25 protein-coding genes are annotated in these 22345 nt (G+C 70.2%); 18 read left to right on the top strand and 7 right to left on the bottom strand.

Features of this window, described 5'->3' with window-relative positions; genetic code table 11:
- Positions 1–3: 3 nt before the first annotated feature.
- Both tal and tkt read right to left on the bottom strand, forming a co-directional pair.
- On the bottom strand, positions 4–1122 hold the full coding sequence (tal, locus tag AB0L45_RS11315) for a transaldolase (protein ID WP_365838425.1): 1119 nt from the start codon (positions 1120–1122) through the stop codon (positions 4–6).
- A gap of 35 nt (positions 1123–1157) precedes the next feature.
- Positions 1158–3236, bottom strand: a complete 2079-nt coding sequence (tkt, locus tag AB0L45_RS11320) for a transketolase (RefSeq protein ID WP_365838427.1) — start codon at positions 3234–3236, stop codon at positions 1158–1160.
- Between the two features lie 520 nt (positions 3237–3756).
- Between tkt and AB0L45_RS11325 the strand changes: the two genes are divergently transcribed.
- The 3 genes from AB0L45_RS11325 (at position 3757) to AB0L45_RS11335 (ending at position 6395) form a co-directional block, all read left to right on the top strand.
- Positions 3757–4707: a heme o synthase gene (locus AB0L45_RS11325; RefSeq protein ID WP_365838429.1), complete on the top strand. Its 951-nt coding sequence runs from the start codon at positions 3757–3759 to the stop codon at positions 4705–4707.
- Positions 4708–4841: 134 nt separating this feature from the next.
- Positions 4842–5213 (top strand): hypothetical protein, encoded by a 372-nt coding sequence (locus tag AB0L45_RS11330; protein ID WP_365838431.1) that lies wholly within the window; start codon positions 4842–4844, stop codon positions 5211–5213.
- 126 nt (positions 5214–5339) lie between these two features.
- Positions 5340–6395 carry an amidohydrolase gene (locus tag AB0L45_RS11335; protein WP_365838433.1) on the top strand — a complete coding sequence of 352 codons (1056 nt, stop codon included), beginning with the start codon at positions 5340–5342 and terminating at the stop codon, positions 6393–6395.
- Here AB0L45_RS11335 and AB0L45_RS11340 read toward each other — a convergent pair.
- The 3 genes from AB0L45_RS11340 to AB0L45_RS11350 all read right to left on the bottom strand — a co-directional run bounded on the left by AB0L45_RS11340 (position 6359) and on the right by AB0L45_RS11350 (position 9248).
- On the bottom strand, positions 6359–7387 hold the full coding sequence (locus AB0L45_RS11340) for a COX15/CtaA family protein (protein ID WP_365838435.1): 1029 nt from the start codon (positions 7385–7387) through the stop codon (positions 6359–6361). The two genes, AB0L45_RS11335 and AB0L45_RS11340, sit on opposite strands and share 37 nt — an antisense overlap.
- Positions 7388–7482: 95 nt before the next feature.
- A complete protein-coding gene (locus tag AB0L45_RS11345) occupies positions 7483–8289 on the bottom strand; it encodes an ABC transporter permease (protein WP_365838437.1) in 807 nt (268 codons plus the stop codon).
- Complete coding sequence (locus AB0L45_RS11350; RefSeq protein WP_365838439.1) at positions 8286–9248, bottom strand: ABC transporter ATP-binding protein; 963 nt, start codon at positions 9246–9248, stop codon at positions 8286–8288. The genes AB0L45_RS11345 and AB0L45_RS11350 overlap by 4 nt, the downstream gene beginning before the upstream one ends.
- A 317-nt stretch (positions 9249–9565) precedes the next feature.
- Here AB0L45_RS11350 and AB0L45_RS11355 point away from each other — a divergent pair, with 317 nt between their 5' ends.
- Genes AB0L45_RS11355 through AB0L45_RS11390 form a run of 8 tightly spaced genes read left to right on the top strand, consistent with a single transcriptional unit; the run spans position 9566 to position 16236 of the window.
- A complete protein-coding gene (locus AB0L45_RS11355; protein WP_365838441.1) occupies positions 9566–10414 on the top strand; it encodes an ArsR family transcriptional regulator in 849 nt (282 codons plus the stop codon).
- The gene (gene sufB, locus AB0L45_RS11360) at positions 10411–11832 is read left to right on the top strand and encodes a Fe-S cluster assembly protein SufB (RefSeq protein ID WP_365838443.1); all 1422 of its coding nucleotides are present in this window, start codon (positions 10411–10413) and stop codon (positions 11830–11832) included. The genes AB0L45_RS11355 and sufB overlap by 4 nt, the downstream gene beginning before the upstream one ends.
- 55 nt (positions 11833–11887) lie before the next feature.
- Complete coding sequence (gene sufD, locus AB0L45_RS11365) at positions 11888–13072, top strand: Fe-S cluster assembly protein SufD (RefSeq protein ID WP_365838445.1); 1185 nt, start codon at positions 11888–11890, stop codon at positions 13070–13072.
- Positions 13069–13404, top strand: coding sequence for a non-heme iron oxygenase ferredoxin subunit (locus tag AB0L45_RS11370; protein ID WP_365838446.1), 336 nt, complete (start codon positions 13069–13071; stop codon positions 13402–13404). The genes sufD and AB0L45_RS11370 overlap by 4 nt, the downstream gene beginning before the upstream one ends.
- Before the next feature lie 6 nt (positions 13405–13410).
- Complete coding sequence (gene sufC, locus AB0L45_RS11375) at positions 13411–14175, top strand: Fe-S cluster assembly ATPase SufC (protein WP_003983958.1); 765 nt, start codon at positions 13411–13413, stop codon at positions 14173–14175.
- The gene (locus tag AB0L45_RS11380) at positions 14172–15428 is read left to right on the top strand and encodes a cysteine desulfurase (protein WP_365838448.1); all 1257 of its coding nucleotides are present in this window, start codon (positions 14172–14174) and stop codon (positions 15426–15428) included. Before sufC ends, AB0L45_RS11380 begins: the two co-directional genes overlap by 4 nt.
- Positions 15429–15448: 20 nt before the next feature.
- On the top strand, positions 15449–15907 hold the full coding sequence (gene sufU, locus AB0L45_RS11385) for a Fe-S cluster assembly sulfur transfer protein SufU (protein ID WP_003983960.1): 459 nt from the start codon (positions 15449–15451) through the stop codon (positions 15905–15907).
- Positions 15904–16236: a metal-sulfur cluster assembly factor gene (locus AB0L45_RS11390; RefSeq protein WP_365838450.1), complete on the top strand. Its 333-nt coding sequence runs from the start codon at positions 15904–15906 to the stop codon at positions 16234–16236. The genes sufU and AB0L45_RS11390 overlap by 4 nt, the downstream gene beginning before the upstream one ends.
- An 84-nt stretch (positions 16237–16320) precedes the next feature.
- Here AB0L45_RS11390 and AB0L45_RS11395 read toward each other — a convergent pair whose 3' ends face one another.
- Positions 16321–16545: a hypothetical protein gene (locus AB0L45_RS11395; RefSeq protein ID WP_365838452.1), complete on the bottom strand. Its 225-nt coding sequence runs from the start codon at positions 16543–16545 to the stop codon at positions 16321–16323.
- Positions 16546–16663: 118 nt separating this feature from the next.
- Here AB0L45_RS11395 and AB0L45_RS11400 point away from each other — a divergent pair, with 118 nt between their 5' ends.
- Genes AB0L45_RS11400 through AB0L45_RS11410 form a run of 3 tightly spaced genes read left to right on the top strand, consistent with a single transcriptional unit; the run spans position 16664 to position 18081 of the window.
- Positions 16664–17488, top strand: a complete 825-nt coding sequence (locus tag AB0L45_RS11400; RefSeq protein WP_365838454.1) for a helix-turn-helix transcriptional regulator — start codon at positions 16664–16666, stop codon at positions 17486–17488.
- Positions 17475–17675, top strand: a complete 201-nt coding sequence (locus tag AB0L45_RS11405) for a DUF397 domain-containing protein (RefSeq protein ID WP_365838456.1) — start codon at positions 17475–17477, stop codon at positions 17673–17675. Before AB0L45_RS11400 ends, AB0L45_RS11405 begins: the two co-directional genes overlap by 14 nt.
- 40 nt (positions 17676–17715) lie before the next feature.
- Positions 17716–18081 carry a VOC family protein gene (locus tag AB0L45_RS11410; protein ID WP_365838458.1) on the top strand — a complete coding sequence of 122 codons (366 nt, stop codon included), beginning with the start codon at positions 17716–17718 and terminating at the stop codon, positions 18079–18081.
- Between the two features lie 10 nt (positions 18082–18091).
- Here AB0L45_RS11410 and AB0L45_RS11415 read toward each other — a convergent pair whose 3' ends face one another.
- Positions 18092–18976: an alpha/beta hydrolase gene (locus tag AB0L45_RS11415; RefSeq protein WP_365838587.1), complete on the bottom strand. Its 885-nt coding sequence runs from the start codon at positions 18974–18976 to the stop codon at positions 18092–18094.
- A 101-nt stretch (positions 18977–19077) separates the two neighbouring features.
- On the opposite strand from AB0L45_RS11415, the gene AB0L45_RS11420 reads away from it, so the two are divergent.
- The 4 genes from AB0L45_RS11420 to dapD all read left to right on the top strand — a co-directional run bounded on the left by AB0L45_RS11420 (position 19078) and on the right by dapD (position 22342).
- On the top strand, positions 19078–19398 hold the full coding sequence (locus AB0L45_RS11420; protein ID WP_365838460.1) for a multidrug efflux SMR transporter: 321 nt from the start codon (positions 19078–19080) through the stop codon (positions 19396–19398).
- The gene (locus tag AB0L45_RS11425; RefSeq protein WP_365838462.1) at positions 19398–19937 is read left to right on the top strand and encodes a TetR family transcriptional regulator; all 540 of its coding nucleotides are present in this window, start codon (positions 19398–19400) and stop codon (positions 19935–19937) included. Before AB0L45_RS11420 ends, AB0L45_RS11425 begins: the two co-directional genes overlap by 1 nt.
- 168 nt (positions 19938–20105) lie before the next feature.
- Complete coding sequence (locus AB0L45_RS11430; RefSeq protein WP_365838464.1) at positions 20106–21197, top strand: hypothetical protein; 1092 nt, start codon at positions 20106–20108, stop codon at positions 21195–21197.
- Between the two features lie 146 nt (positions 21198–21343).
- Positions 21344–22342, top strand: a complete 999-nt coding sequence (gene dapD, locus AB0L45_RS11435; protein ID WP_365838465.1) for a 2,3,4,5-tetrahydropyridine-2,6-dicarboxylate N-succinyltransferase — start codon at positions 21344–21346, stop codon at positions 22340–22342.
- Positions 22343–22345 lie beyond the last annotated feature (3 nt).

Raw genomic sequence — 22345 nt, forward strand, 5'->3', positions numbered from 1 at the left:
GGGTCAGCCCTCCGAAGGAGCGAGGCGCTTGAGCTCCGCCTCAGTGGACTTGAGCAGGTCGTTCCAGGACGCCTCGAACTTCTCGACGCCCTCGTCCTCCAGCACCTGCACGACGTCGTCGTACGAGATGCCGATCTTCGCCAGCGCGTCGAGGTCGGCCTGCGCCTGCTCGTAGCTGCCGCGCACCTTGTCGCCGGAGATCTCGCCGTGGTCGCCGGTGGCCTCCAGGGTGGCCTCGGGCATGGTGTTGACCGTGTTCGGCGCGACCAGTTCCTCGACGTACATGGTGTCCTTGAGCGACGGGTCCTTGACGCCGGTCGAGGCCCACAGCGGACGCTGCTTGTTGGCCTGCGCCTTGTCCAGCGCGGCCCAGCGGTCCGAGGAGAAGACCTCCTCGTACGCCTGGTAGGCCAGGCGGGCGTTGGCGACGGCGGCCTTGCCCTTGAGGGCCTTGGCCTCGTCGGTGCCGATGGCGTCCAGGCGCTTGTCGGTCTCGGTGTCCACGCGGGAGACGAAGAAGGAAGCCACCGAGTGGATCTTGGACAGGTCCAGGCCCGCGGCCTTGGCCTTCTCCAGACCCTCCAGGTAGGCGTCCATGACCGCGCGGTAACGCTCCAGCGAGAAGATCAGCGTGACGTTGACGCTGATGCCCCGGGCGATCGTCTCGGTGATCGCCGGCAGCCCCGCCTTGGTGGCCGGGATCTTGATGAGCGCGTTGGGGCGGTCCACCAGCCAGGCCAGCTGCTTGGCCTCGGCGACGGTGGCGCGGGTGTTGTGGGCCAGACGCGGGTCGACCTCGATGGAGACCCGGCCGTCCTGGCCGTCGGTGGCGTCGAAGACCGGGCGCAGGATGTCGGCCGCGTCCCGGACGTCCGCCGTGGTGATCATCCGGATGGCTTCCTCGACGGTCACCTTGCGGGCTGCGAGGTCGGTGAGCTGGGTGTCGTACCCGTCGCCCTGCGAGATGGCCTTCTGGAAGATCGACGGGTTGGTGGTGACACCGACGACGTGCTGCTGGTCGATCAGCTCGGCCAGGTTGCCGGACGTGATCCGCTTGCGGGACAGGTCGTCCAGCCAGATCGCGACGCCTTCGTCGGAGAGGCGCTTGAGTGCGTCTGTCATGGGGTTTGCATCTCCTACTTGTTCGTGTACGGGCGTCAGCGCGTGGCCGCTGCGAGCGATTCCCGGGCCGCCGTGGCGACCGCGTCGGCGGTGAAGCCGAACTCGTGGAAGAGGACCTTGGCGTCCGCCGAGGCACCGAAGTGCTCCAGCGAGACGATGCGGCCCTGGGCGCCCACGTAGCGGTGCCAGGTCAGACCGATGCCGGCCTCGACCGCGACCCGGGCCTTGACCGTCGGCAGCAGCACGCTGTCGCGGTACCCCTGGTCCTGCTCCTCGAACCACTCGACGGACGGCATCGAGACGACGCGCGTCGGAATGCCCTCGGCCTGGAGTGCCTCGCGCGCCTCGACGGCGAGCTGCACCTCGGAGCCGGTGCCGATCAGGATGACCTGCGGCTCGCCGCCCTCGGCCTCGAACAGCACGTAGCCGCCCTTGGCCGCGGCCGGGTTCGCCTCGTACGTCGGCACGCCCTGGCGGGTGAGCGCGAGGCCGTGCGGCGCGGGCTTGGACCGGTGGCGGCGCAGGATCTCGGCCCAGGCGGTGGCGGTCTCGTTGGCGTCGGCCGGGCGCACGATGTTCAGGCCCGGGATGGCGCGCAGCGCGGACAGGTGCTCGACCGGCTGGTGGGTCGGGCCGTCCTCGCCGAGACCGATGGAGTCGTGCGTCCACACGTAGGTCACCGGCAGCTGCATGAGCGCGGCGAGCCGGACGGCGGGGCGCATGTAGTCGGAGAACACCAGGAAGGTGCCGCCGTAGATGCGGGTGTTGCCGTGCAGCGCGATGCCGTTCATGGTCGAGCCCATGGCGTGCTCGCGGATGCCGTAGTGGACCGTGCGGCCGTACGGGCTGGCCTCGGGCAGCGGGTTGCCCTCGGGCAGGAACGACGAGTTCTTGTCGATCGTGGTGTTGTTCGAGCCGGCGAGGTCGGCGGAGCCGCCCCACAGCTCGGGCACGACCGCGCCCAGCGCCTGGAGGACCTTGCCGGAGGCCGCGCGGGTGGCGACGCCCTTGCCGGTCTCGAAGGCGGGCAGCGCCTTCTCCCAGCCGTCCGGCAGCTCGCCGGCCTGGATGCGGTCGAACTGGGCGGCGCGCTCCGGGTTGGCCTCGCGCCAGGCGGCGAGCTTCTTGTCCCACTCGGCGTGCGCCTCGCTGCCGCGCTTCCAGGCGGCGCGGGTGTGCTCGATGACCTCGTCGGAGACCTCGAACGTCTTCTCCGGGTCGAAGCCCAGCACCTTCTTGGTGGCCGCGACCTCTTCGTCACCCAGCGCGGAGCCGTGCGCGGCCTCGGTGTTCTGGGCGTTCGGGGCGGGCCAGGCGATGATCGATCGGGCTGCGATGAAGGAGGGACGCTCGGTCTCCTCCTGGGCGGCCTTGAGCGCCTTGGCCAGGCCGACCGGGTCGAGGTCGCCGCTGGGCAGCTGGTCGACGCGCTGGACGTGCCAGCCGTACGACTCGTAGCGCTTGATGGTGTCCTCGGAGATGGCGGTCTCGGTGTCGCCCTCGATGGAGATGTGGTTGTCGTCCCACAGCAGTACGAGGTTGCCGAGCTTCTGGTGGCCGGCGAGCGAGGACGCCTCGGCCGACACGCCCTCCTGGAGGCAGCCGTCACCGGCGATGACCCAGACGGTGTGGTCGAACGGGGAGGTGCCGGGGGCGGCGTCCGGGTCGAACAGGCCGCGCTCGTAGCGGGCGGCCATGGCCATGCCCACCGCGTTGGCGACACCCTGGCCGAGCGGTCCGGTGGTGGTCTCCACGCCGACCGTGTGGCCGTACTCCGGGTGGCCCGGGGTCTTGGAGCCCCAGGTGCGGAAGGCCTTCAGGTCGTCCAGCTCCAGGCCGTAGCCGGCCAGGTAGAGCTGGATGTAGAGGGTCAGGCTGGAGTGGCCCGCGGACAGCACGAACCGGTCGCGGCCGGTCCACTTCGCGTCCGCCGGGTCGTGCCGCATCAGCTTCTGGAAGAGAACGTAGGCGGCCGGCGCGAGGCTCATGGCGGTACCCGGATGGCCGTTACCGACCTTCTGCACGGAATCCATGGCCAGGACGCGGACGGTATCGACGGCCCGCTGGTCCAGATCGGTCCACTCGAAATCTGTGGTGGTCGGCTTGGTGCTCACCCTGAGTCAGGGCTCCTCTCCACATGTCGAATGCCGGGGACGGTTTGTCCGCCGGGCGTTGTCGAGCCTACCCCTGCATGTACGCGCGTCTTTTCGACGGAGCGTCGACGGCTCGCGATGACGAAACTCGACGCCTTAGGCAACCAAATCCGGACTCCGGACATTCCCGCCCCGGACGAGACGGCCACCACTCCAGACTGCCGGGCGGGGCCCGCCTCCGCCTCCTGAACGGCGTGAACGGCGGGTGGCGCGTACGGGAAGCGCCACCGCGGCCGGGTGGCCGCGGCGCGCGGCGGAGCGGCCGGAAACGGTGCGCGACGCGCGCGGCGGCCGGTGGGCGACGCGGCCGGAGCGGCCCCGGCGCCCCCTCAACACGACCCCACCCCCGCGAAGGCCGTCGTATGGCCAACGTCTAAAGTGGCGTGGTACGCGCAAGCCTTAACCGGGTCTTCACCACCGGGGACGCTTGCTGGCCTTATCTTCGCGGCGCAAGCCGCTGATGTTACTTCCAGGGGTGTGCGTGACGGCCGTCGAATCCCGTCCTGCCGGGGTCCTAGCCCAGGGCCCGCAGGGTTCAGGTCACCGTCCGTTCGGGGCCCGTGTCAAGGCGTTCGTGGCGCTCACCAAGCCGCGCGTCATCGAGCTGCTGCTCATGACGACGGTGCCGGTGATGTTCCTGGCGGCCGGTGGCGTCCCCGACCTCTGGCTGGTGCTGGCCACCTGCGTCGGCGGTTACCTCTCCGCCGGCGGCGCGGCCGCGTACAACATGTACATCGACCGCGACATCGACGCCCTGATGGACCGCACCTCGCAGCGGCCACTGGTCACCGGCATGGTCTCGCCCCGCGAGTGCCTGGTCTTCGCGACCGCGCTGGCGGTCGGCTCGACGGCCTGGTTCTGGTTCCTGGTCAACCCGCTGTCGGCGGCGCTGTCGCTCGGCGCCCTGCTCTTCTACGTCGTCGTCTACACGATGATCCTCAAGCGGCGTACCGCGCAGAACATCGTCTGGGGCGGCATCGCGGGCTGCATGCCGGTCTTCATCGGCTGGTCCGCGGTCACCAACACCGTCTCCTGGGCCTCCGCCGTCCTCTTCCTCGTCATCTTCTTCTGGACGCCGCCGCACTACTGGCCGCTGTCGATGAAGGCGAAGGACGATTACGAGCGGGTCGGCGTGCCGATGCTGCCGGTCATCGCGGGGAACAAGGCCGTGGCGCGGCAGATCGTGGCGTACAGCTGGGTGATGGTCCTGGTGTCGCTGCTGCTCCAGCCGCTGGGCTACACGGGCTGGTTCTACACGGTGGTGGCGGTGCTGTGCGGCGCCTTCTGGCTGAAGGAGGCGCACGCCCTCCAGTCCCGCGCCAAGGCCGGGATCACGGGCCCCAAGCTCAAGGAGATGCGGCTGTTCCACTGGTCGATCACCTATGTGTCGCTGCTGTTCGTCGCCATCGCCGTGGACCCGTTCCTGCGGTAGGGGACGTTCTCCGGAGGTTTCCCGAGGGCCCGTCACGACGCGTTCGTGGCGGGCCTTCGGCGTACGGGCGGGCCGTCTTCCGGCGCGCCGGGTGGCTCTTCCCCCGCTGATTACCGGCGGGTAGCATCCTGTTCATGGCAGACACCAAGCAGGCGGACGCGCCGGACGAGCAGACCGCGGACGGCGGGACGAGCAAGCGTGACGAGCGGCGGACCGCCGCCCTCGCCAAGGCCGTACGGGCCTTCGCCGGCGCCCACGGCGGCAGCGCCGGGGCCCAGCTCGCCCACATCGGCCGCGGCCGCGTCCGCATCGCGCTGGTCGGCGGCGACGGCCAGTGGGGCAACCTCGTCGCCGACAGCCAGGACATCGCACGGGCCGCCGTCGAGCGCGCGGGCGCCGAGCTGCACGAGGAGTTCGACGGCGAACTGGCGGCCAAGGTACGTACCGGACCGTACGAATGGTCCCGGATGGCGGGCATCCAGGTGGGCGGTCCGGCCAACACCTGAACCCCTGCGCCGGGGCCGCTACCTGACGCCCGCGTCGCCCGTTGAGCCCACCAGGGGCGGCACCCGTGCCGCACCTGGTGGGCTTTCGGCGCGACGGGCGCCTTCGGCTTCGGCGAGGAGGGGCGGATGGACCACCTGCCACCGCTCGTGGACCAGCACAGTCACGGCGCGCTCCACGGCGACCTGGGGCTCGGCGCCTTCGAGGCGCTGCTGGCCGCCGCCTCCGGCGGACACGGCCCGGCGCCCGCCGGCACCACCTTCTTCGACAGCTGGACCGGCCTCGGCGTACGCCGCTGGTGCCCGCCGCTGCTCGGCCTGGAGGCCCACTGCCCGCCCGCCCGCTACCTCGCCCGCAGGCGGGAGCTGGGCGCCTACCGCGCGAGCCGCCTGCTGCTGCGCGGCGCGGGCATCGGCACGTTCCTGCTGGAGACCGGCGCGCCCAGCGAGCTGACCACGGCCGGTGAGCTGGCCGCCGCGGCGGAGGCCGGCGCCCATGAGGTGATACGGCTCGAACCGCTCGCCGAACAGGTCGCGGACACCTCCGGCAGCGTCGACTCCTTCATCGGCTACACCGCGGAAGCGGTCTACGCGGCGGCCCAGGGCGCCACCGCCTTCGCCTCCGGTGCCCCCTTCTGCGAGGGCCGCGCTCCGGAGCCGGGCGAGGTGCGGCGCGCGGCCGACCGGTGGCTGCGGGGCCGCAGGCCGGGGGAGCGGCTGGCCGAGCCGGCGCTGCTGCGGCACCTGCTGTGGAGCGCGGTCGCCACCGGCGTACCCGTACAGCTGCACGGTGGCGACCCGCTGCCGCTGGCGGGCTTCTTGCAGGCCACCACCGGCATCGGGACGGATCTGGTGCTGCTGCCCCGGCCGCCGCACCACCGCCGGGCGGCGCAGCTGGCCGCGGTCCACCCGCATGTGTACGCGGATGCCGGACCGGACCCGGAGGAGACGCTGGCGCAGGCCCCGTTCGGCAAGCTGCTGTTCTCCACGGGGGCGCGGGCGCTGCCCGAGCTGTACGTGACGGGCGCGCGCTTCTTCGTACGGGCCGTGGAGCGGGTCGTGCAGGAGTGGGTGGAGGAGGGCATGTGCGCGCCCGCGGACGCGCGGCGGATCACCGCCATGGTCGCGTCCGGGACGGCGCGCCGCGTCTACCGGCTGGAGGCGGAGGTGCCGGCGGCGGGCTGAGGCTCGGCGGCCCCGGTGGCGGGCGCGGGCACCTCGGCGCCGCCCGCGGGGGACTCGCCCGCACCGACCGGTACGGGCCCCCGGTCGCGCAGCGCCAGGTGGATGCGCAGTACGCAGATCCACACCAGCGTGGAGACCAGCATGTGCAGGCCGACGACGATCTCCGGCAGGCCCGCGAAGTACTGGACGTAGCCGATGACGCCCTGGAGCAGGATGCAGCCGAACAGCTCCAGCATCATCCGGCGGGGCGCGGCCGGTGCCTTGACGGCGCGCAGCGTGAACCACAGGGCCACCGAGAGGCCGACGACGATGTAGACGAAGTCGACGTGCAGCTGGGTGATCTCGTGCCAGTCCACCGGGATGCGGTGCACCTTCTTGGCGTCGCCCGCGTGCGGTCCGGCGCCGGTGACGACGGTGCCGATGACGGTGAGCACGCCGGTCGCCAGGACCAGCAGCCCGGCGAGCTGGCGCACCGGTCGCGCGACCAGGTCGCGCGGTGCCTCGTCGCCCTCCGCGGCCCGCCGCCAGGCCAGCACGGAGACCGTGAGCAGGGTGGTGGTCAGGAGGAAGTGCGCGGCGACCAGGTACGGGTTCAGGCCGGTCAGGACGACGATGCCGCCCCAGACGGCGTTGCCCATGACGATCCAGAACATCGCCCAGCCGAGCCGGGTGAGCGAGCGGCGCCGGGGCGCGCGGGCCCGGGCCGCGATGATGAACACGCCGATGAACGCGCACAGCACGTACGTCAGCAGCCGGTTGCCGAACTCGATCAGGCCGTTGATGCCCATCGCGGCGGTCGGCGTGAGGCTGTCCGGGGTGCACTTGGGCCAGGTCGAGCAGCCCAGCCCGGACTGGGTGAGCCGGACGGCGCCGCCGGTCACGACGATGACGACGGACATCACGACGGTGGCCAGCGCGGCCCGCCGTACGAAGGCGGCGCTCGGCTGCCAGCGGCGCGCGATCAGCTCAAAGGGGTTCCACGTGTTCGGCACGCAGCCATCGTAGGCCGCGGCTTGTGCAAAGTTTCACGAGGGGGTGGGCAACGCGCGGGCCCGCCGCGTACCCGCAGGCCACGGCCCCTGTCCAGCTACTCCCAGCGGAAGAACTTGGCCGCCGCGCCCAGTCCGAGCACCGCCCACACCGCGAGGATGCCGAGATCGGCCCAGGGCACACCGGCGCCGTGCTGGAGGACGTCCCGCAGACCGTCCGAGAGCGCGGAGATCGGCAGCAGCCCCAGCACCGACTGCGCCGCGTCCGGGAACTTCTCCAGCGGCACGATCACACCGCCGCCCACCAGCAGCAGCAAAAAGACGAGGTTGGCCGCCGCGAGCGTCGCCTCCGCCTTGAGGGTGCCCGCCATCAGCAGCCCGAGGCCCGAGAACGCCGCCGTGCCCAGGACGAGCAGCAGCACCACCGACAGCGGGTTGCCGTGCGGGGACCAGCCCAGCACGAACGCGATCACCGTCAGCAGCACGATCTGAAGGATCTCGGTGACCAGCACCGAGCAGGTCTTGGCCGTCATCAGCGCCCAGCGCGGCAGCGGGGAGGCGGCCAGCCGCTTGAGGACCCCGTAGCGACGCTCGAAGCCGGTGGCGATGGCCTGCCCGGTGAAGGCGGTGGACATCACGGCCAGCGCCAGGATGCCCGGTGCCAGGAAGTCCACCGCCTTGCCCTCACCCGTGTCGACGATGTCGACGGCCGAGAACAGCACCAGCAGCAGTGTCGGGATGACGACGGTCAGCAGCAGCTGCTCACCGTTGCGCAGCAGCATCTTCGTTTCGAGGAGGGCCTGCGCGCGGATCATCCGGGGCAGCGGTGCCGCGCCGGGCCGGGGAGCGAAGGTGCCGGCGGCGCCGGCCGCGCCGCTCCGGTCCGTCGTGCCGGTGGCGGTCATGAACGCAGCTCCTTGCCGGTCAGTTCGAGGAAGACGTCCTCCAGGGTGTGCCGCTCCACGGCTATGGCGTCCGGCAGCACGCCGTGCTGCGCGCACCAGGAGGCGACGGTCGCCAGCAGCTGCGGGTCGATGCTGCCGGTCACCCGGTACGTGCCGGGGGTCAGCTCGGCCGCCGCGCTGTCCGCGGGCAGCGCCTTGAGCAGCGCCCCGAGGTCCAGGCCGGGGCGGCCGGTGAAGCGCAGGGTGTTCTCGGCGCCGCCCTTGCACAGCTCCTCGGGGCTGCCCTGGGCGATCACCCGGCCGCCGTCGATGATCGCGACGTCGTCGGCGAGCTGCTCGGCCTCGTCCATGAAGTGGGTGGTCAGTACGGTGCTGACGCCGTCGGCGCGCAGCTCTCGTACGAGGTCCCAGGTGGCGTGCCGGGCCTGCGGGTCCAGCCCGGCCGTCGGCTCGTCCAGGAAGACCAGCTCGGGGCGGCCCACGACGGCCATGGCCAGCGCGAGGCGCTGCTGCTGGCCGCCGGACAGCCGCCGGTAGCTCGTGCGTCCGCAGCTGCCCAGGCCCAGCCGGTCCATGAGCAGGTCCACGTCCACGGGGTGGGCGTGCAGGCTCGCGGTGTGCCGCAGCATCTCCTCGGCCCGCGCGCCCGCGTAGACGCCGCCGGACTGGAGCATCACGCCGATACGGGGCCGTAGCGACGCGGCATCGGCGACCGGGTCCAGGCCCAGGACGCGGACGGTGCCCGCGTCGGGGCGGCGGTAGCCCTCGCAGATCTCGACGGTGGTGGTCTTCCCGGCGCCGTTGGGGCCGAGGACGGCGGTGACCGAGCCCGCCTCGACCCGCAGGTCGAGGCCGTCCACCGCGGTCTTGGTCCCGTACCGCTTGACCAGGCCGGTGACCTCGACGGCAGGCGGACGGCCGGGGGTCCGGGGGGTGTCCCCGGAGGAGGCGCTGCGCATGACCGGCAGTCTACGAAGCGCGGGGGTGCCCACAGGAGCGGGGGCGAAAAGGCGGGGGCTCCCTCGGGTGGGGGAGTGGGGCGTTCCTGTGCGGTCCTGTGCGGTGCGTAGATCATCCGCGTCCTGGGCCAGGAGTCGGCGGAGGCCGGTCCGAGGCGGTCGGCGGTTACGAAAAGCGCAGGTCAGGTGGGGTGCCAGTACGTCCGTACGGCGTCCGTCCGGATGCGGCAATTAGGTGACCCTAAGTGATCGAGGCCACCAGTCCGTGATCCGGTCGAGGCTTGTATCGGCCTGAGGAATTACGCAACAATGGCGTTGTGAAATACGCGAGCGAGGACCAGGAAGGCACCGCGGCCCGCCCGGCCGGCGGGCCGGACCGCCTCGCGCCCGCACGGGCGCCGCGGTCCGCAGCCGGTGCCGCGCCGACCCACGACGAGCAGCAGGGCACGCGCAACCGCGTCGCGCGCTCCATCCTCGACCACGGTCCGTCCACCGCGGCCGAGCTGGCCCTGCGCCTGGAGCTGACCCAGGCGGCCGTCCGCCGCCACCTCGACACCCTCGTCGCGGAGAACGTCGTCGAGCCCCGCGAGAAGCGCGTCTACGGCGCGCGCACCCGCGGCCGCCCGGCCAAGGTCTTCGCGCTCACCGACTGCGGCCGGGACGCCTTCGACCAGTCCTACGACCAGCTCGCGGCCGACGCGCTGCGCTGGATCGCGGAGAGCGCGGGCGGCGGCGAGCTGGGCGAGGCCGCCATCGCGGCGTTCGCCCGCGCCCGCTTCGGCGCGCTGGCCGAGGGCTACCGCTCCGCCGTCGAGGCCGCGTCCCCCGAAGGACGTACGCAGGCACTTGCCGAGGCGTTGACCGCGGACGGGTACGCTGCTACGGCACGCAGCGCGCCCAGTCATCAGCTAGGTGAGCAGCTCTGCCAGCACCACTGCCCGGTCGCCCACGTCGCCGAGCAGTTCCCGCAGCTGTGCGAGGCGGAGACCGAGGTCTTCTCCCGCCTGCTGGGAACCCACGTGCAACGTCTTGCCACCATCGCCCACGGCGACGGTGTCTGCACGACCTTCGTCCCGAAGGGCCGCGAGGCCGCCGGCAAGACCGCCCACAGCACCACCAAGACCACCAATGCTTCTGCAAGCACGGCCGGGAGGAACCCCGCATGACTCTCCCCACGGAGACTGCTCACCCTGAGCTTGAGGGCCTGGGCACGTACGAATACGGCTGGGCCGACTCCGACGTGGCCGGCGCTTCCGCCAAGCGCGGCCTGTCCGAAGAGGTCGTCCGCGACATCTCGGCGAAGAAGAACGAGCCCGAGTGGATGCTCAAGCTCCGCCTCAAGGGCCTGAAGCTCTTCGGCAAGAAGCCCATGCCGAACTGGGGCTCGGACCTGTCGGGCATCGACTTCGACAACATCAAGTACTTCGTGCGCTCCACGGAGCAGCAGGCCGCCTCCTGGGAGGACCTGCCCGAGGACATCAAGAACACCTACGACAAGCTGGGCATCCCCGAGGCGGAGAAGCAGCGGCTGGTCGCGGGCGTCGCCGCGCAGTACGAGTCCGAGGTGGTCTACCACCAGATCCGTGAGGACCTGGAGCAGCAGGGCGTCCTGTTCCTGGACACCGACACCGCGCTCAAGGAGCACCCGGAGCTCTTCAAGGAGTACTTCGGCACGGTCATCCCGGCCGGTGACAACAAGTTCGCCTCGCTGAACACCGCGGTGTGGTCGGGCGGCTCGTTCATCTACGTGCCCCCGGGCGTGCACGTCGACATTCCGCTCCAGGCCTACTTCCGGATCAACACCGAGAACATGGGCCAGTTCGAGCGGACGCTGATCATCGTCGACGAGAACGCCTACGTCCACTACGTCGAGGGCTGCACGGCGCCGATCTACAAGTCCGACTCGCTGCACTCCGCGGTCGTCGAGATCATCGTGAAGAAGGGCGGCCGCTGCCGCTACACGACGATCCAGAACTGGTCGAACAACGTCTACAACCTGGTCACCAAGCGCGCCGTCGCCTACGAGGGCGCGACCATGGAGTGGGTCGACGGCAACATCGGCTCCAAGGTGACGATGAAGTACCCGGCCGTCTACCTGATGGGCGAGCACGCCAAGGGCGAGACCCTGTCCATCGCCTTCGCCGGCGAGGGCCAGCACCAGGACGCGGGCGCCAAGATGGTCCACATGGCCCCGCACACCTCGTCCAACATCGTCTCCAAGTCGGTGGCGCGTGGCGGCGGCCGCACCTCCTACCGCGGTCTGATCGAGATCGGCGAGGGCGCGGAGGGCTCCAAGTCCAACGTGCTCTGTGACGCCCTGCTCGTCGACACGATCTCGCGCTCGGACACCTACCCGTACGTGGACGTCCGCGAGGACGACGTGACCATGGGCCACGAGGCGACCGTCTCCAAGGTCAGCGACGACCAGCTCTTCTACCTGATGGCGCGCGGCCTGTCCGAGGACGAGGCGATGGCGATGATCGTGCGCGGCTTCGTCGAGCCGATCGCCCGCGAGCTGCCCATGGAGTACGCGCTGGAGCTGAACCGGCTGATCGAGCTGCAGATGGAAGGCGCGGTCGGCTGACGGCCGCAGCGAGCAGCGACTGATTCTCAACGAGGAAGAGAGCACGACGACAGCCATGGCTGAGGCTCAGACAATTCCGGCGGGTTCCACGACCACCGGTTCGATCGCGGTGGCCGCCGAGTCCACCGTCGCCACCCGGATGAGCGCCCCGCCGTCCTACGACGTGGCGGACTTCCCGGTGCCGCACGGCCGCGAGGAGGAGTGGCGCTTCACGCCCCTCGCGCGCCTCAAGGGCCTGCACGACGGCACCGCCGTCGCCTCGGGCGCCGACCTGAAGGTGGACATCACGGCGCCCGAGGGCGTCACCCACGAACTGGTCGAGCGCGACGACCCGCGCGTCGGCAAGGCCGGCAAGCCCGTCGACCGGATCGCCGCCCAGGCGTACAGCTCCTTCGAGAAGGCGTCCGTGATCACGGTGCCCAAGGAGACGGTGCTCACCGAGCCGATCCGCATCGCCGTGCACGGCGAGGGCGGCACCGCCTTCGGCCACCAGGTCATCGAGCTGGGCGCGTTCGCCGAGGCCGTCGTCGTGATGGACCACACCGGCGACGCCACGCTCGCCGCCAACGTCGACTACCTCATCGGCGACGGCGCCAAGCTGACCGTCGTCTCGGTGCAGGACTGGGACGACACCGCCGTCCACGTCGCCCAGCACAACGCGCTGGTCGGCCGGGACGCCGGCTTCAAGTCCGTGGTCGTCACCTTCGGCGGCGACGTGGTCCGGCTGCACCCGCGCGTCACGTACGCGGCGCCCGGCGGTGAGGCCGAGTTCTACGGTCTGTACTTCACCGACAACGGCCAGCACCAGGAGCACCGCCTCTTCGTCGACCACGAGGCGCAGAACTGCCGCTCCAACGTCGTCTACAAGGGCGCCCTCCAGGGCCAGGACGCGCACGCCGTCTGGATCGGTGACGTGCTCATCCGCGCCGCCGCCACCGGCACGGACACCTACGAGCTCAACCGCAACCTGGTGCTGACCGACGGCGCCCGGGTCGACTCGGTGCCCAACCTGGAGATCGAGACCGGCGAGATCGTCGGCGCAGGGCACGCCAGCGCCACCGGTCGCTTCGACGACGAGCAGCTGTTCTACCTGATGGCCCGCGGCATCCCGGCCGACGAGGCCCGCCGCCTGGTCGTCCGCGGCTTCTTCGCCGAGCTCGTCCAGCAGATCGGTCTGCCGGACGTCGAGGAGCGCCTGATCGCCAAGATCGAGGCCGAGCTGGAAGCGTCCGTGGCATGAGCCCGGCCTACGTACGCGCCTGCGGGCTGGCCGAGCTGGAGGAGGACAGCCCCAAGCGGGTCGAGATCGACGGCGTACCGGTCTCCCTCGTCCGTACCGAAGGGGAGGTGTTCGCGATCAACGACATCTGCTCGCACGCGAACGTCTCGCTGTCCGAGGGCGAGGTGGACGACTGCGCGATCGAGTGCTGGCTGCACGGCTCCAGCTTCGACCTGCGCACCGGCAAGCCGTCCGGCCTCCCCGCCACGCAGCCCGTCCCCGTATACCCCGTAAAGATCGAAGGAGAGGGCCCGGACGCTTCCGTGCTCGTCTCCGTCACCCAGGAGTCCTGAGTCCCCATGGCAACGCTTGAGATCCACGACCTGCACGTCTCCGTCGAAGCCGAGAACGGCTCGCGCGAGATCCTGAAGGGCGTCGACCTGACCGTGAAGCAGGGCGAGACGCACGCCATCATGGGCCCCAACGGCTCCGGCAAGTCCACCCTCGCCTACTCGCTGGCGGGTCACCCCAAGTACACGATCACCGGCGGCACCGTCACCCTCGACGGCGAGGACGTCCTGGAGATGTCCGTCGACGAGCGCGCCCGCGCCGGCGTCTTCCTCGCCATGCAGTACCCGGTCGAGGTCCCCGGCGTCTCGGTCTCCAACTTCCTGCGTACCTCGGCCACCGCCATCCGCGGCGAGGCCCCGAAGCTGCGTACGTGGGTCAAGGAGGTCAAGGAGGCCATGGAGCGGCTGTCCATGGACCCGGCCTTCGCCGAGCGCAACGTCAACGAGGGCTTCTCCGGCGGTGAGAAGAAGCGCCACGAGATCCTCCAGCTGGAGCTGCTCAAGCCGAAGATCGCGATCCTCGACGAGACCGACTCCGGCCTGGACGTCGACGCGCTGCGGATCGTCTCCGAGGGCGTCAACCGCGTCCGTGAGTCCGGTGACGTGGGCACCCTGCTGATCACCCACTACACCCGGATCCTCCGGTACATCAAGCCCGACCACGTGCATGTCTTCGCCAACGGCCGGATCGCCGAGTCCGGCGGCCCGGAGCTGGCGGACAAGCTGGAGGCCGAGGGCTACGAGGCGTACGTGAAGGGTGGCGCAACCGCGTGACAAAGCTGCCGGGCCTCCTCGACACAGAGGCGATCCGCAAGGACTTCCCCATCCTGGACCGACAGATCCACGACGGGAAGAAGGTCGTGTATCTGGACAACGCGGCGACCTCGCAGAAGCCCCGCCAGGTGCTCGACGCGCTGAACGCGTACTACGAGCGCTACAACGCCAACGTCCACCGCGGCGTGCACGTGCTCGCCGAGGAGGCCACGGCGCTGTACGAGGGCGCGCGCGACAAGGTCGCCGCCTTCATCAACGCGCCGAGCCGCGACGAGGTGATCTTCACCAAGAACGCCTCGGAGTCGCTCAACCTCGTCGCGAACATGCTCGGCTGGGCCGACGAGCCGTACCGCGTCGACCAGGACACCGAGATCGTCATCACGGAGATGGAGCACCACTCCAACATCGTGCCGTGGCAGCTGCTCTCGCAGCGCACCGGCGCGAAGCTGAAGTGGTTCGGGCTGACCGACGACGGCCGGCTCGACCTGGACACGATCGACGAGGTCATCACCGACCGCACGAAGATCGTCTCCTTCACGCTGGTCTCCAACCTGATGGGCACCGTCAACCCGGTCGAGGCGATCATCCGCCGCGCCCAGGAGGTCGGCGCGCTGGTCTGCATCGACGCCTCGCAGGCGGCGCCGCACATGCCGCTGGACGTCCAGGCGCTCCAGGCGGACTTCGTGGCCTTCACCGGCCACAAGATGTGCGGCCCGACCGGCATCGGCGTCCTGTGGGGCCGCCAGGAGCTGCTGGAGGACCTCCCGCCGTTCCTCGGCGGCGGCGAGATGATCGAGACGGTGTCCATGCACTCCTCGACCTACGCCCCCGCGCCCCACAAGTTCGAGGCCGGTACGCCCCCGATCGCCCAGGCCGTCGGCCTCGGCGCGGCCGTGGACTACCTCACCTCGATCGGCATGGAGAACATCGCCGCGCACGAGCACGCGATGACCGAGTACGCCGTCAAGCGGCTGCTGGAGGTCCCTGACCTCCGCATCATCGGTCCCTCCACGGCCGAGGACCGCGGCGCGACGATCTCCTTCACGCTCGGCGACATCCACCCGCACGACGTGGGCCAGGTGCTGGACGAGCAGGGCATCGCGGTCCGGGTCGGCCACCACTGCGCGCGGCCGGTCTGCCTGCGGTACGGAATTCCCGCGACCACGCGAGCGTCTTTCTACCTGTACTCCACTCCGGCCGAGGTCGACGCCCTCGTCGAGGGGCTGGAGCACGTCCGCAACTTCTTCGGATGAGGACGAGGACTGACTGAGCCGTGAAGCTGGATTCCATGTACCAGGACGTCATCCTGGACCACTACAAGCACCCCCACGGGCGCGGTCTTCGGGACGGCGACGCCGAGGTGCACCACGTCAACCCGACCTGCGGTGACGAGATCACCCTGCGCGTACGGCTCAACGGTGCGACCGTGGAAGACGTGTCGTACGAGGGCCAGGGCTGCTCCATCAGCCAGGCCAGCGCGTCCGTGCTCAACGACCTGCTGGTCGGCAAGGAGCTGGGCGAGGCGCAGAAGATCCAGGAGACCTTCCTGGAACTGATGCAGTCGCGCGGTCAGCTGGAGCCGGACGACGCGATGGAGGAGGTGCTGGAGGACGCCGTCGCGTTCGCCGGTGTCTCGAAGTACCCGGCACGCGTGAAGTGCGCGCTGCTGAGCTGGATGGCCTGGAAAGACGCCACGGCCAAGGCTTTGTCCGAGGAGGCGAAGACCGCATGACCGACGCAGTATCCACGAAGCCGGCCTCGGAGGAAGAGGTCCGCGAGGCCCTGTACGACGTCGTCGACCCCGAGCTGGGCATCGACGTGGTCAACCTGGGCCTGATCTACGGCATCCACGTCGACGACGCCAACATCGCCACCATCGACATGACGCTCACCTCGGCGGCCTGCCCGCTGACCGACGTCATCGAGGACCAGGCGAAGTCCGCCACGGACGGCATCGTCAACGAGCTGAAGATCAACTGGGTCTGGATGCCGCCGTGGGGTCCGGACAAGATCACGGATGATGGGCGTGAGCAGCTGCGGGCGCTCGGGTTCAACGTCTGATCTTTTCTGATCCCGCAGGGATTGTTTTCGGCTGTGCCCGCCGGGTTTTGCCCGGCGGGCACAGCCGTTTTCGTGTCTTCGTGCTTACTTGACCGCCGCGCGGAACACGTCGGTCATCTGCATTGCGGTGGTGAGGTTGATACGGCCGGTGTCGATGAGGTGCGTAGGAGCACCGAGCCCGGCGACCGGATGCGGGTCCAGCCGCAGGCTGGGGAACTGCACGCCGACGGCGCGTGCGGCCTCGCCGAGGTCGCACATGATTTCGCGGGCGGTTTCGGCGGGGGAGAGGTTTTCGAAGCGGGGGGTCATGTGGTGTGCCTCCGTGGGGGCGGGTTGGTTCTTTCCGCTTACAGAGTGGAGTTTCATGAGTACGCTCGCCAGCAGACACGGAGTGACAAAACGTGGGTCACGCAAGGGAGTTGCCCGTATGGCCGGTGAGCGCATTCCAAAGTCCCGTACGGCTTATGGAGAGGAGTTGAAAGCGCAGCGGGAGGCCGCCGGCCTCACCCAGGAAAAGTTGAGTGAGATGGTCATCATGTCCCGCACCCACATCGCTCACATCGAGGCAGGGCGCCGTAGGCCTTCGATGGACGATGCGCGGCGTCTGGACCAAGTGCTGAGCACGGGTGGCGTTCTCGCCCGGTTTCTGCCGACGCTTGACGGGAAGCTCATGGCCGATCATTTCGAGCAGGTGGCGCTGTTCGAGCAGCAGACCACGATGATTCGTGAGTACGCGGCCACATTGGTGCCCGGCCTGCTCCAGACCGAGGCGTACGCGCGTGCGGTTTTCGGGTCGTTCTTTCCGCCGAAGAACACCGAGCAATGTGACAGCGCGGTCGTCACTCGGCTGGAGCGCGCCAAAATCCTCGATGCCCCGGACCCACCCGTACTGTGGGTGCTCCTTGACGAAGCGGTGTTGCGCCGACCCGTCGGGGGGCCGGCTGTCATGGCTGCCCAACTGCGTCACATTGCGGAGTTGGGCGAACGTGAGCGTGTCCGCTTGCATGTTCTCCCCTTCTCGGCTGGCGCGCACCCGTTGATGGAAAGCGGTCTCATGCTCCTGTGCTTCGATGACGCGCCATCCATCGCCTATGTGGAGGGGCTGTATACCGGTGCCCTGTACGACGATCCGGCAATAGTGCGCAACGGACAGACCGCCTACGCTCTTGCCCTGAGTGATGCCATGTCGCACACGGACTCGCTGGTCCTGATCAAGGCTGTTGCAGAGGAGTACGAACATGAAGAGCGATAGGCGCGTTGTCTCGGACGCATGGCGCAAGTCCAGTTACAGCGGGGGCAGCGCGGCCAACTGCCTCGAAGTGGCGGATGGGGCGACAGGGACGGTCCTGGTGCGGGACTCCAAGAATCCGGACGGTCCGGCGCTCATCTTCTCCGCCGCGGCCTTCGCGTCGTTCGTCGGGGCTGTCCGGCTGTCCTGACCCCCTGACACGACCATGCCCGCCCGGCACACTGGCGGGCATGGTCGTTTCCCTGTATCAACTCGCTGTCGATGTCCATGATCTGAAGGGGCTCGCCACCTTCTGGGCCCGCGTCCTGGACTGGCGCATCATCTACGAGGACGCGGAAGAGGTGATCATCGCGGCGGACGAGAACGCGCTGCCGGGGATCACGTTCCTCGCCGTACCCGAGGCCAAGGCGGGGAAGAACCGGCTGCACCTCGACCTCGCGCCGGACGACCAGGCGGTCGAGGTCGAGCGGATCATCGGGCTCGGGGCGCGCCGGGTGGACGTGGGGCAGGGGAGCGACGTGACCTGGGTGGTGCTGGCGGACCCGGAGGGGAACGAGTTCTGCGTGCTGCGGCCGAAGAAGTCGCTGCTGGACTGACCGACGTCAGTTACCTGCCGGAGGCGGTTCTCTCGACCAGCGGCGTGAGGACGGACCGGGCATGTGTCCACAGCAGTGCCCCGCCGGTTCCCGGCACGACATGACGGCGTGCGCCGGGTATACGGGCAGCGAGCAGGGCCCCGTTGTCGGGCGAATGGCTGGTGTCCTGCTCGCCGTACCAGACGTCGACCGGGACGCGGATCTCGTCGAGGGCGATGGGCCACCGTCCCATCGCCAGGACCGTATCGCGGGCGTAACCGGCGGCGCCTTGGGCGAATGCCTCGTCCAAGGCCCTGCGGTAACCGGCCGCGAACTCGGGATCCTGGTACACGGCGAGGTCGCACGGCGGGCTTCCGGCCATGACCATGTTCCACATCGCGTCCGCGGTGAAGCTCGCGAACAGCTCTTCGGCGCCGGCCGGATCGCGCGCGGTCCGCTCGACGAGACCACGTAGGCCCGGGTCCAGAACGGAAGCGAAGTGCGGCGCGGCGACCTCGTCCGCACCGGAGACGACGGCCAGTGCCGAGGCGACCCCCGCCGCGGCACAGGCGAGAGCGAACGGGGCGCCTTGCGAGTTCCCGACCACGGCAGGGTGCCCCAGTCCGCGCAGCAGGCAGAGGTGCCGCAGGTCGTCGGCGAACGCGGAGAACGTACGCCCGGGGGCGGGCGTCGAGGCGCCGAGCCCCGGACGGTCCACGGAGACGAGGCGCACTCCGAGCGCGTCGACAACGTCCGCGCCGAAGCCGAGCCACCGGCTCGTAGCCGCACCCGGACACAACAGAACGGGCACGCCGTCCGGCGGCCCCCACTCGGCCCAGCCGAGCAACCGCCCGTCAGGCAGAACGCTCTCGCCCAGCCGATCAGGTGCATCCACATATTCCGACACGATCGACATCATGGCCAGGAGCAGGGTGCCCCGCACCCGACTTTCCGCGGGTGTGCGCCCGTACGCGTCGCTGTGTACGTCCGTACGCATCGTTGTGTACGCTCGTACGCATGGTGTACCTGACGCTTACCGGAGCGATCGTCTCCGAGATCCTCGCGACGACCGCGATGAAGTACAGCGACGGCTTCAGCAAGCTGTGGCCCTCACTGGGGACCGTGCTGGGCTACATCGTCGCGTTCACGCTGCTCGCCAAGACGCTGAAGTCGATGGACGTCGGCACGGCGTACGCGATCTGGGCCGGGGCCGGGACGGCGGTGGTCGCCGCGATCGGGATGGTGTTCCTGGGGGAAGCGGCGAGCGCCGCGCGGATCATCGGGCTGCTGCTGGTGATCGCGGGGGTCGTCGTGCTGAATCTGGGCGGGGCGCACTGATGCCGCGCCGTTACGACCCGGACCGGCGGCAGCGGATCATCGACGCGGCGATCCGCGTGGTGGGCGGGCGGGGCATCGCCGGGCTCAGCCACCGCGCGGTGGCGGCCGAGGCGGACGTACCGCTGGGATCCACGACGTACCACTTCGCCTCGCTGGACGATCTGCTGGTGGCGGCGTTGCGGCAGTCCAACGCGGAGTGGCTGGCCGGGATCGAGGCGTGGGAGCGGGGGGTGGACCCCTCGGTTCCGCTCGCGGACGAGCTGACGAGGCTGGTCGAGGAGCTGCTGGGCGACGATCGGGCGCAGGTGGAGCTGGAGTACGAGCTGTATCTCGCGGCGCTGCGGCACGAGGTGGTGCGTCCGCTCGCGGCCGAGTGCATCGACGACATGGTCGCGCTGCTGCGGCGGCGGACCGGCGACGAAGGCACCGCGCGGGCGCTGGTGGGGCTGATCGACGGGCTGGTGCTCCAGTACTTGCTGACGGGGCGGGAGTTCGACCGGGTGGAGGTGCGGGACTCGGTGGCGAAGGTGATCGGCTGACGCGGTTCTCGGTGGTCGTGCGAGCTGTCGCTCCGGTGCTGGTTCAGCAGTCAACTTGTGGTGTCTGCCCGTCCCCGTGTAGATCTTGTTCGTTAATGATCATTCGGGGGGTTCGTACGGCGTTTCGTGACCGTCGCCGCCCGGCGGTACGAGGCGAGAGAACCACACGTGAAGAGCAGGGCCCCGGGCGCGGGCGGGCAGACGGACGGCGCGGACGGCACGGACGGCACCGAGAACTGGTACACCGGGCCGGCCTGGCGGGACCGGGACGGGCGGACCGCGCGGCGGCGCAAGCGGATACGTATCGGCGCCGGGGTGGCCGTCGCGGCCGGAGTGGCGGTGCTGGTCCTGAACCCGGGCGACGTACGGTCGAAGCTCCCGTGGCGGCCGGGCGGCGACGCGCAGGCCGAAGCGGCGTCCCCCGCCGCTCCCGTCGCCACCCTCGAAGCCCCCTTCGCGGGCTCGCCCGCCGTGCAGTACGCGGACGGCGCGGCGGGCATCGTCCCCCCGGAGGCAAAGCCCGTCGGCCGGCTGTCGAAGGACGAGGTGGCGGACGTACTGCGGAAGGTCAAGGCGCTCCTCACCGACGCCAACCTGAACCCGCGTACGCTGCGTGGCGACCGCCCCACGGCGGCGCTGGACCTCATCGACCCGCTCCAGCCGCAGCTGCGGCAGGACCTGGAGACCGGGCTGGCGAAACCGGACCGCGCACACGACCCGTTGCAGCTGTTCACCCGGTTCGACCCGCACGAGGTGCGGCTGGTCGGTGACGTCGTCAAGACGCGGGGGCGGATGACGTTCAAGGAGGGCCAGGACGGCGCACTGGCCGTACACACCGATCACACCTTCGTCTACCCGGTCGTGCAAGCCGCGCAGGGCGCCTCCGAGGTGACCCGTACGGTGGTCCGCCGGGTGGTGGACTTCCGGATCGACGACCCCGGGCACTTCGAGATGACGCCGGGCAAGCTGTCCCTGTCCGGCTACGCGTACGAGGCCGGCAACCACACCTGCGACGTGTACGACGGGTTCCTGCACCCGCGGTTCACGGACGGCCGTCCCGGACCCATGACGTCGGGGCCGGCCACCGACCCGTACGACCGCAGCAAGGACCTGAGCGCGGATCTCGGCAAGGATTCCGGCGAGGACCCCCGCGAGGACCCCAGCAAGGGCCCCAGCGAGGACCTCAGCGAGGGCCGCCCCAGCAAGGGCCGCGCCAGCGAGGACAAGGGGGCCGGCTGTGGCACCGTGAGCCGCATCTGAAGGCCGGAGGGCCGGGGGCCGGGCGGCGGGCCCGGCCCTGCCTCGGGTCGGCGTCCTGCCACCCGCCTCCCGGCCCCGTGTCCGGCCGGCGTCCCGCCTCCCGGACCGGTTCGCCTCGGCAGCCCTCTCCCGGTTAAGTTTTCGACATGACCGATGCTGCTACCTCCACCTCCTCCCGTACGACTGGCGCCGTCGCCGCCGGACTGGCGACCGTCACCACCGACGGCACCGTCCTCGACACCTGGTTCCCCGCGCCCGAGCTGGTGGCCGACGCCGGCCCCGCCGGTACCGAGCGGCTGACCGACGAGCGCGCCGTCGAGCTGCTCGGCGAGGCCGCGCCGAAGGCGGTCGGGCCCGACCCGCGCCGTGGTGTCGAGGTCGTGGCCGTCCGTACGGTCATCTCCTCGCTGGACGACAAGCCGCTGGACGCGCACGACGTGTACCTGCGTCTGCACCTGCTCAGCCACCGGCTGGTCAAGCCGCACGGCCAGAGCCTGGAGGGCATGTTCGGTCTGCTGGCCAACGTCGCCTGGACCTCGATCGGCCCGGTGCCCGTCGACCAGGTGGAGACGGCGCGCCTGAACGCCCGCGCCGAGGGCCTGCACATGGCGGTCACCAGTGTCGACAAGTTCCCGCGGATGACGGACTACGTCACCCCGGCGGGCGTACGGATCGCCGACGCGGACCGCGTCCGGCTCGGCGCGCACCTCGCCGCCGGCACCACCGTCATGCACGAGGGGTTCGTCAACTTCAACGCGGGCACCCTCGGCACCTCGATGGTCGAGGGCCGCATCTCCGCGGGCGTCGTCATCGGCGACGGCTCGGACATCGGCGGCGGCGCCTCCACCATGGGCACCCTGTCCGGCGGCGGCAAGCAGATCATCTCCATCGGTGAGCGCTGCCTGCTCGGCGCGGAGTCCGGCATCGGCATCGCGCTGGGCGACGAGTGCGTGGTCGAGGCCGGCCTGTACGTGACCGCGGGCACCCGCGTCACCATGCCCGACGGCCAGATCGTCAAGGCCGCCGAACTCTCCGGCGCCGACAACATCCTCTTCCGCCGCAACTCCACCACCGGCACCGTCGAAGCCCGCCCCAACAAGGCCAACTGGGGCGGCCTGAACGACGTACTGCACAGCCACAACTGATCA

It is taken from the genome of Streptomyces sp. NPDC052496 (assembly GCF_040679095.1).
Taxonomy (GTDB): domain Bacteria; phylum Actinomycetota; class Actinomycetes; order Streptomycetales; family Streptomycetaceae; genus Streptomyces.

What these genes read in the sequence shown, in the direction of transcription:
- tal (WP_365838425.1), bottom strand. Translation starts at nt 1,122, where the DNA reads ATGACAGACGCACTCAAGCGCCTCTCCGACGAAGGCGTCGCGATCTGG.
- AB0L45_RS11330 (WP_365838431.1), top strand. Translation starts at nt 4,842, where the DNA reads ATGGCAGACACCAAGCAGGCGGACGCGCCGGACGAGCAGACCGCGGAC.
- AB0L45_RS11335 (WP_365838433.1), top strand. Translation starts at nt 5,340, where the DNA reads ATGGACCACCTGCCACCGCTCGTGGACCAGCACAGTCACGGCGCGCTC.
- AB0L45_RS11345 (WP_365838437.1), bottom strand. Translation starts at nt 8,289, where the DNA reads ATGACCGCCACCGGCACGACGGACCGGAGCGGCGCGGCCGGCGCCGCC.
- AB0L45_RS11350 (WP_365838439.1), bottom strand. Translation starts at nt 9,248, where the DNA reads ATGCGCAGCGCCTCCTCCGGGGACACCCCCCGGACCCCCGGCCGTCCG.
- sufB (WP_365838443.1), top strand. Translation starts at nt 10,411, where the DNA reads ATGACTCTCCCCACGGAGACTGCTCACCCTGAGCTTGAGGGCCTGGGC.
- sufD (WP_365838445.1), top strand. Translation starts at nt 11,888, where the DNA reads ATGGCTGAGGCTCAGACAATTCCGGCGGGTTCCACGACCACCGGTTCG.
- AB0L45_RS11370 (WP_365838446.1), top strand. Translation starts at nt 13,069, where the DNA reads ATGAGCCCGGCCTACGTACGCGCCTGCGGGCTGGCCGAGCTGGAGGAG.
- sufC (WP_003983958.1), top strand. Translation starts at nt 13,411, where the DNA reads ATGGCAACGCTTGAGATCCACGACCTGCACGTCTCCGTCGAAGCCGAG.
- AB0L45_RS11390 (WP_365838450.1), top strand. Translation starts at nt 15,904, where the DNA reads ATGACCGACGCAGTATCCACGAAGCCGGCCTCGGAGGAAGAGGTCCGC.
- AB0L45_RS11395 (WP_365838452.1), bottom strand. Translation starts at nt 16,545, where the DNA reads ATGACCCCCCGCTTCGAAAACCTCTCCCCCGCCGAAACCGCCCGCGAA.
- AB0L45_RS11400 (WP_365838454.1), top strand. Translation starts at nt 16,664, where the DNA reads ATGGCCGGTGAGCGCATTCCAAAGTCCCGTACGGCTTATGGAGAGGAG.
- AB0L45_RS11405 (WP_365838456.1), top strand. Translation starts at nt 17,475, where the DNA reads ATGAAGAGCGATAGGCGCGTTGTCTCGGACGCATGGCGCAAGTCCAGT.
- AB0L45_RS11410 (WP_365838458.1), top strand. Translation starts at nt 17,716, where the DNA reads ATGGTCGTTTCCCTGTATCAACTCGCTGTCGATGTCCATGATCTGAAG.
- AB0L45_RS11415 (WP_365838587.1), bottom strand. Translation starts at nt 18,976, where the DNA reads ATGTCGATCGTGTCGGAATATGTGGATGCACCTGATCGGCTGGGCGAG.
- AB0L45_RS11420 (WP_365838460.1), top strand. Translation starts at nt 19,078, where the DNA reads ATGGTGTACCTGACGCTTACCGGAGCGATCGTCTCCGAGATCCTCGCG.
- AB0L45_RS11425 (WP_365838462.1), top strand. Translation starts at nt 19,398, where the DNA reads ATGCCGCGCCGTTACGACCCGGACCGGCGGCAGCGGATCATCGACGCG.
- dapD (WP_365838465.1), top strand. Translation starts at nt 21,344, where the DNA reads ATGACCGATGCTGCTACCTCCACCTCCTCCCGTACGACTGGCGCCGTC.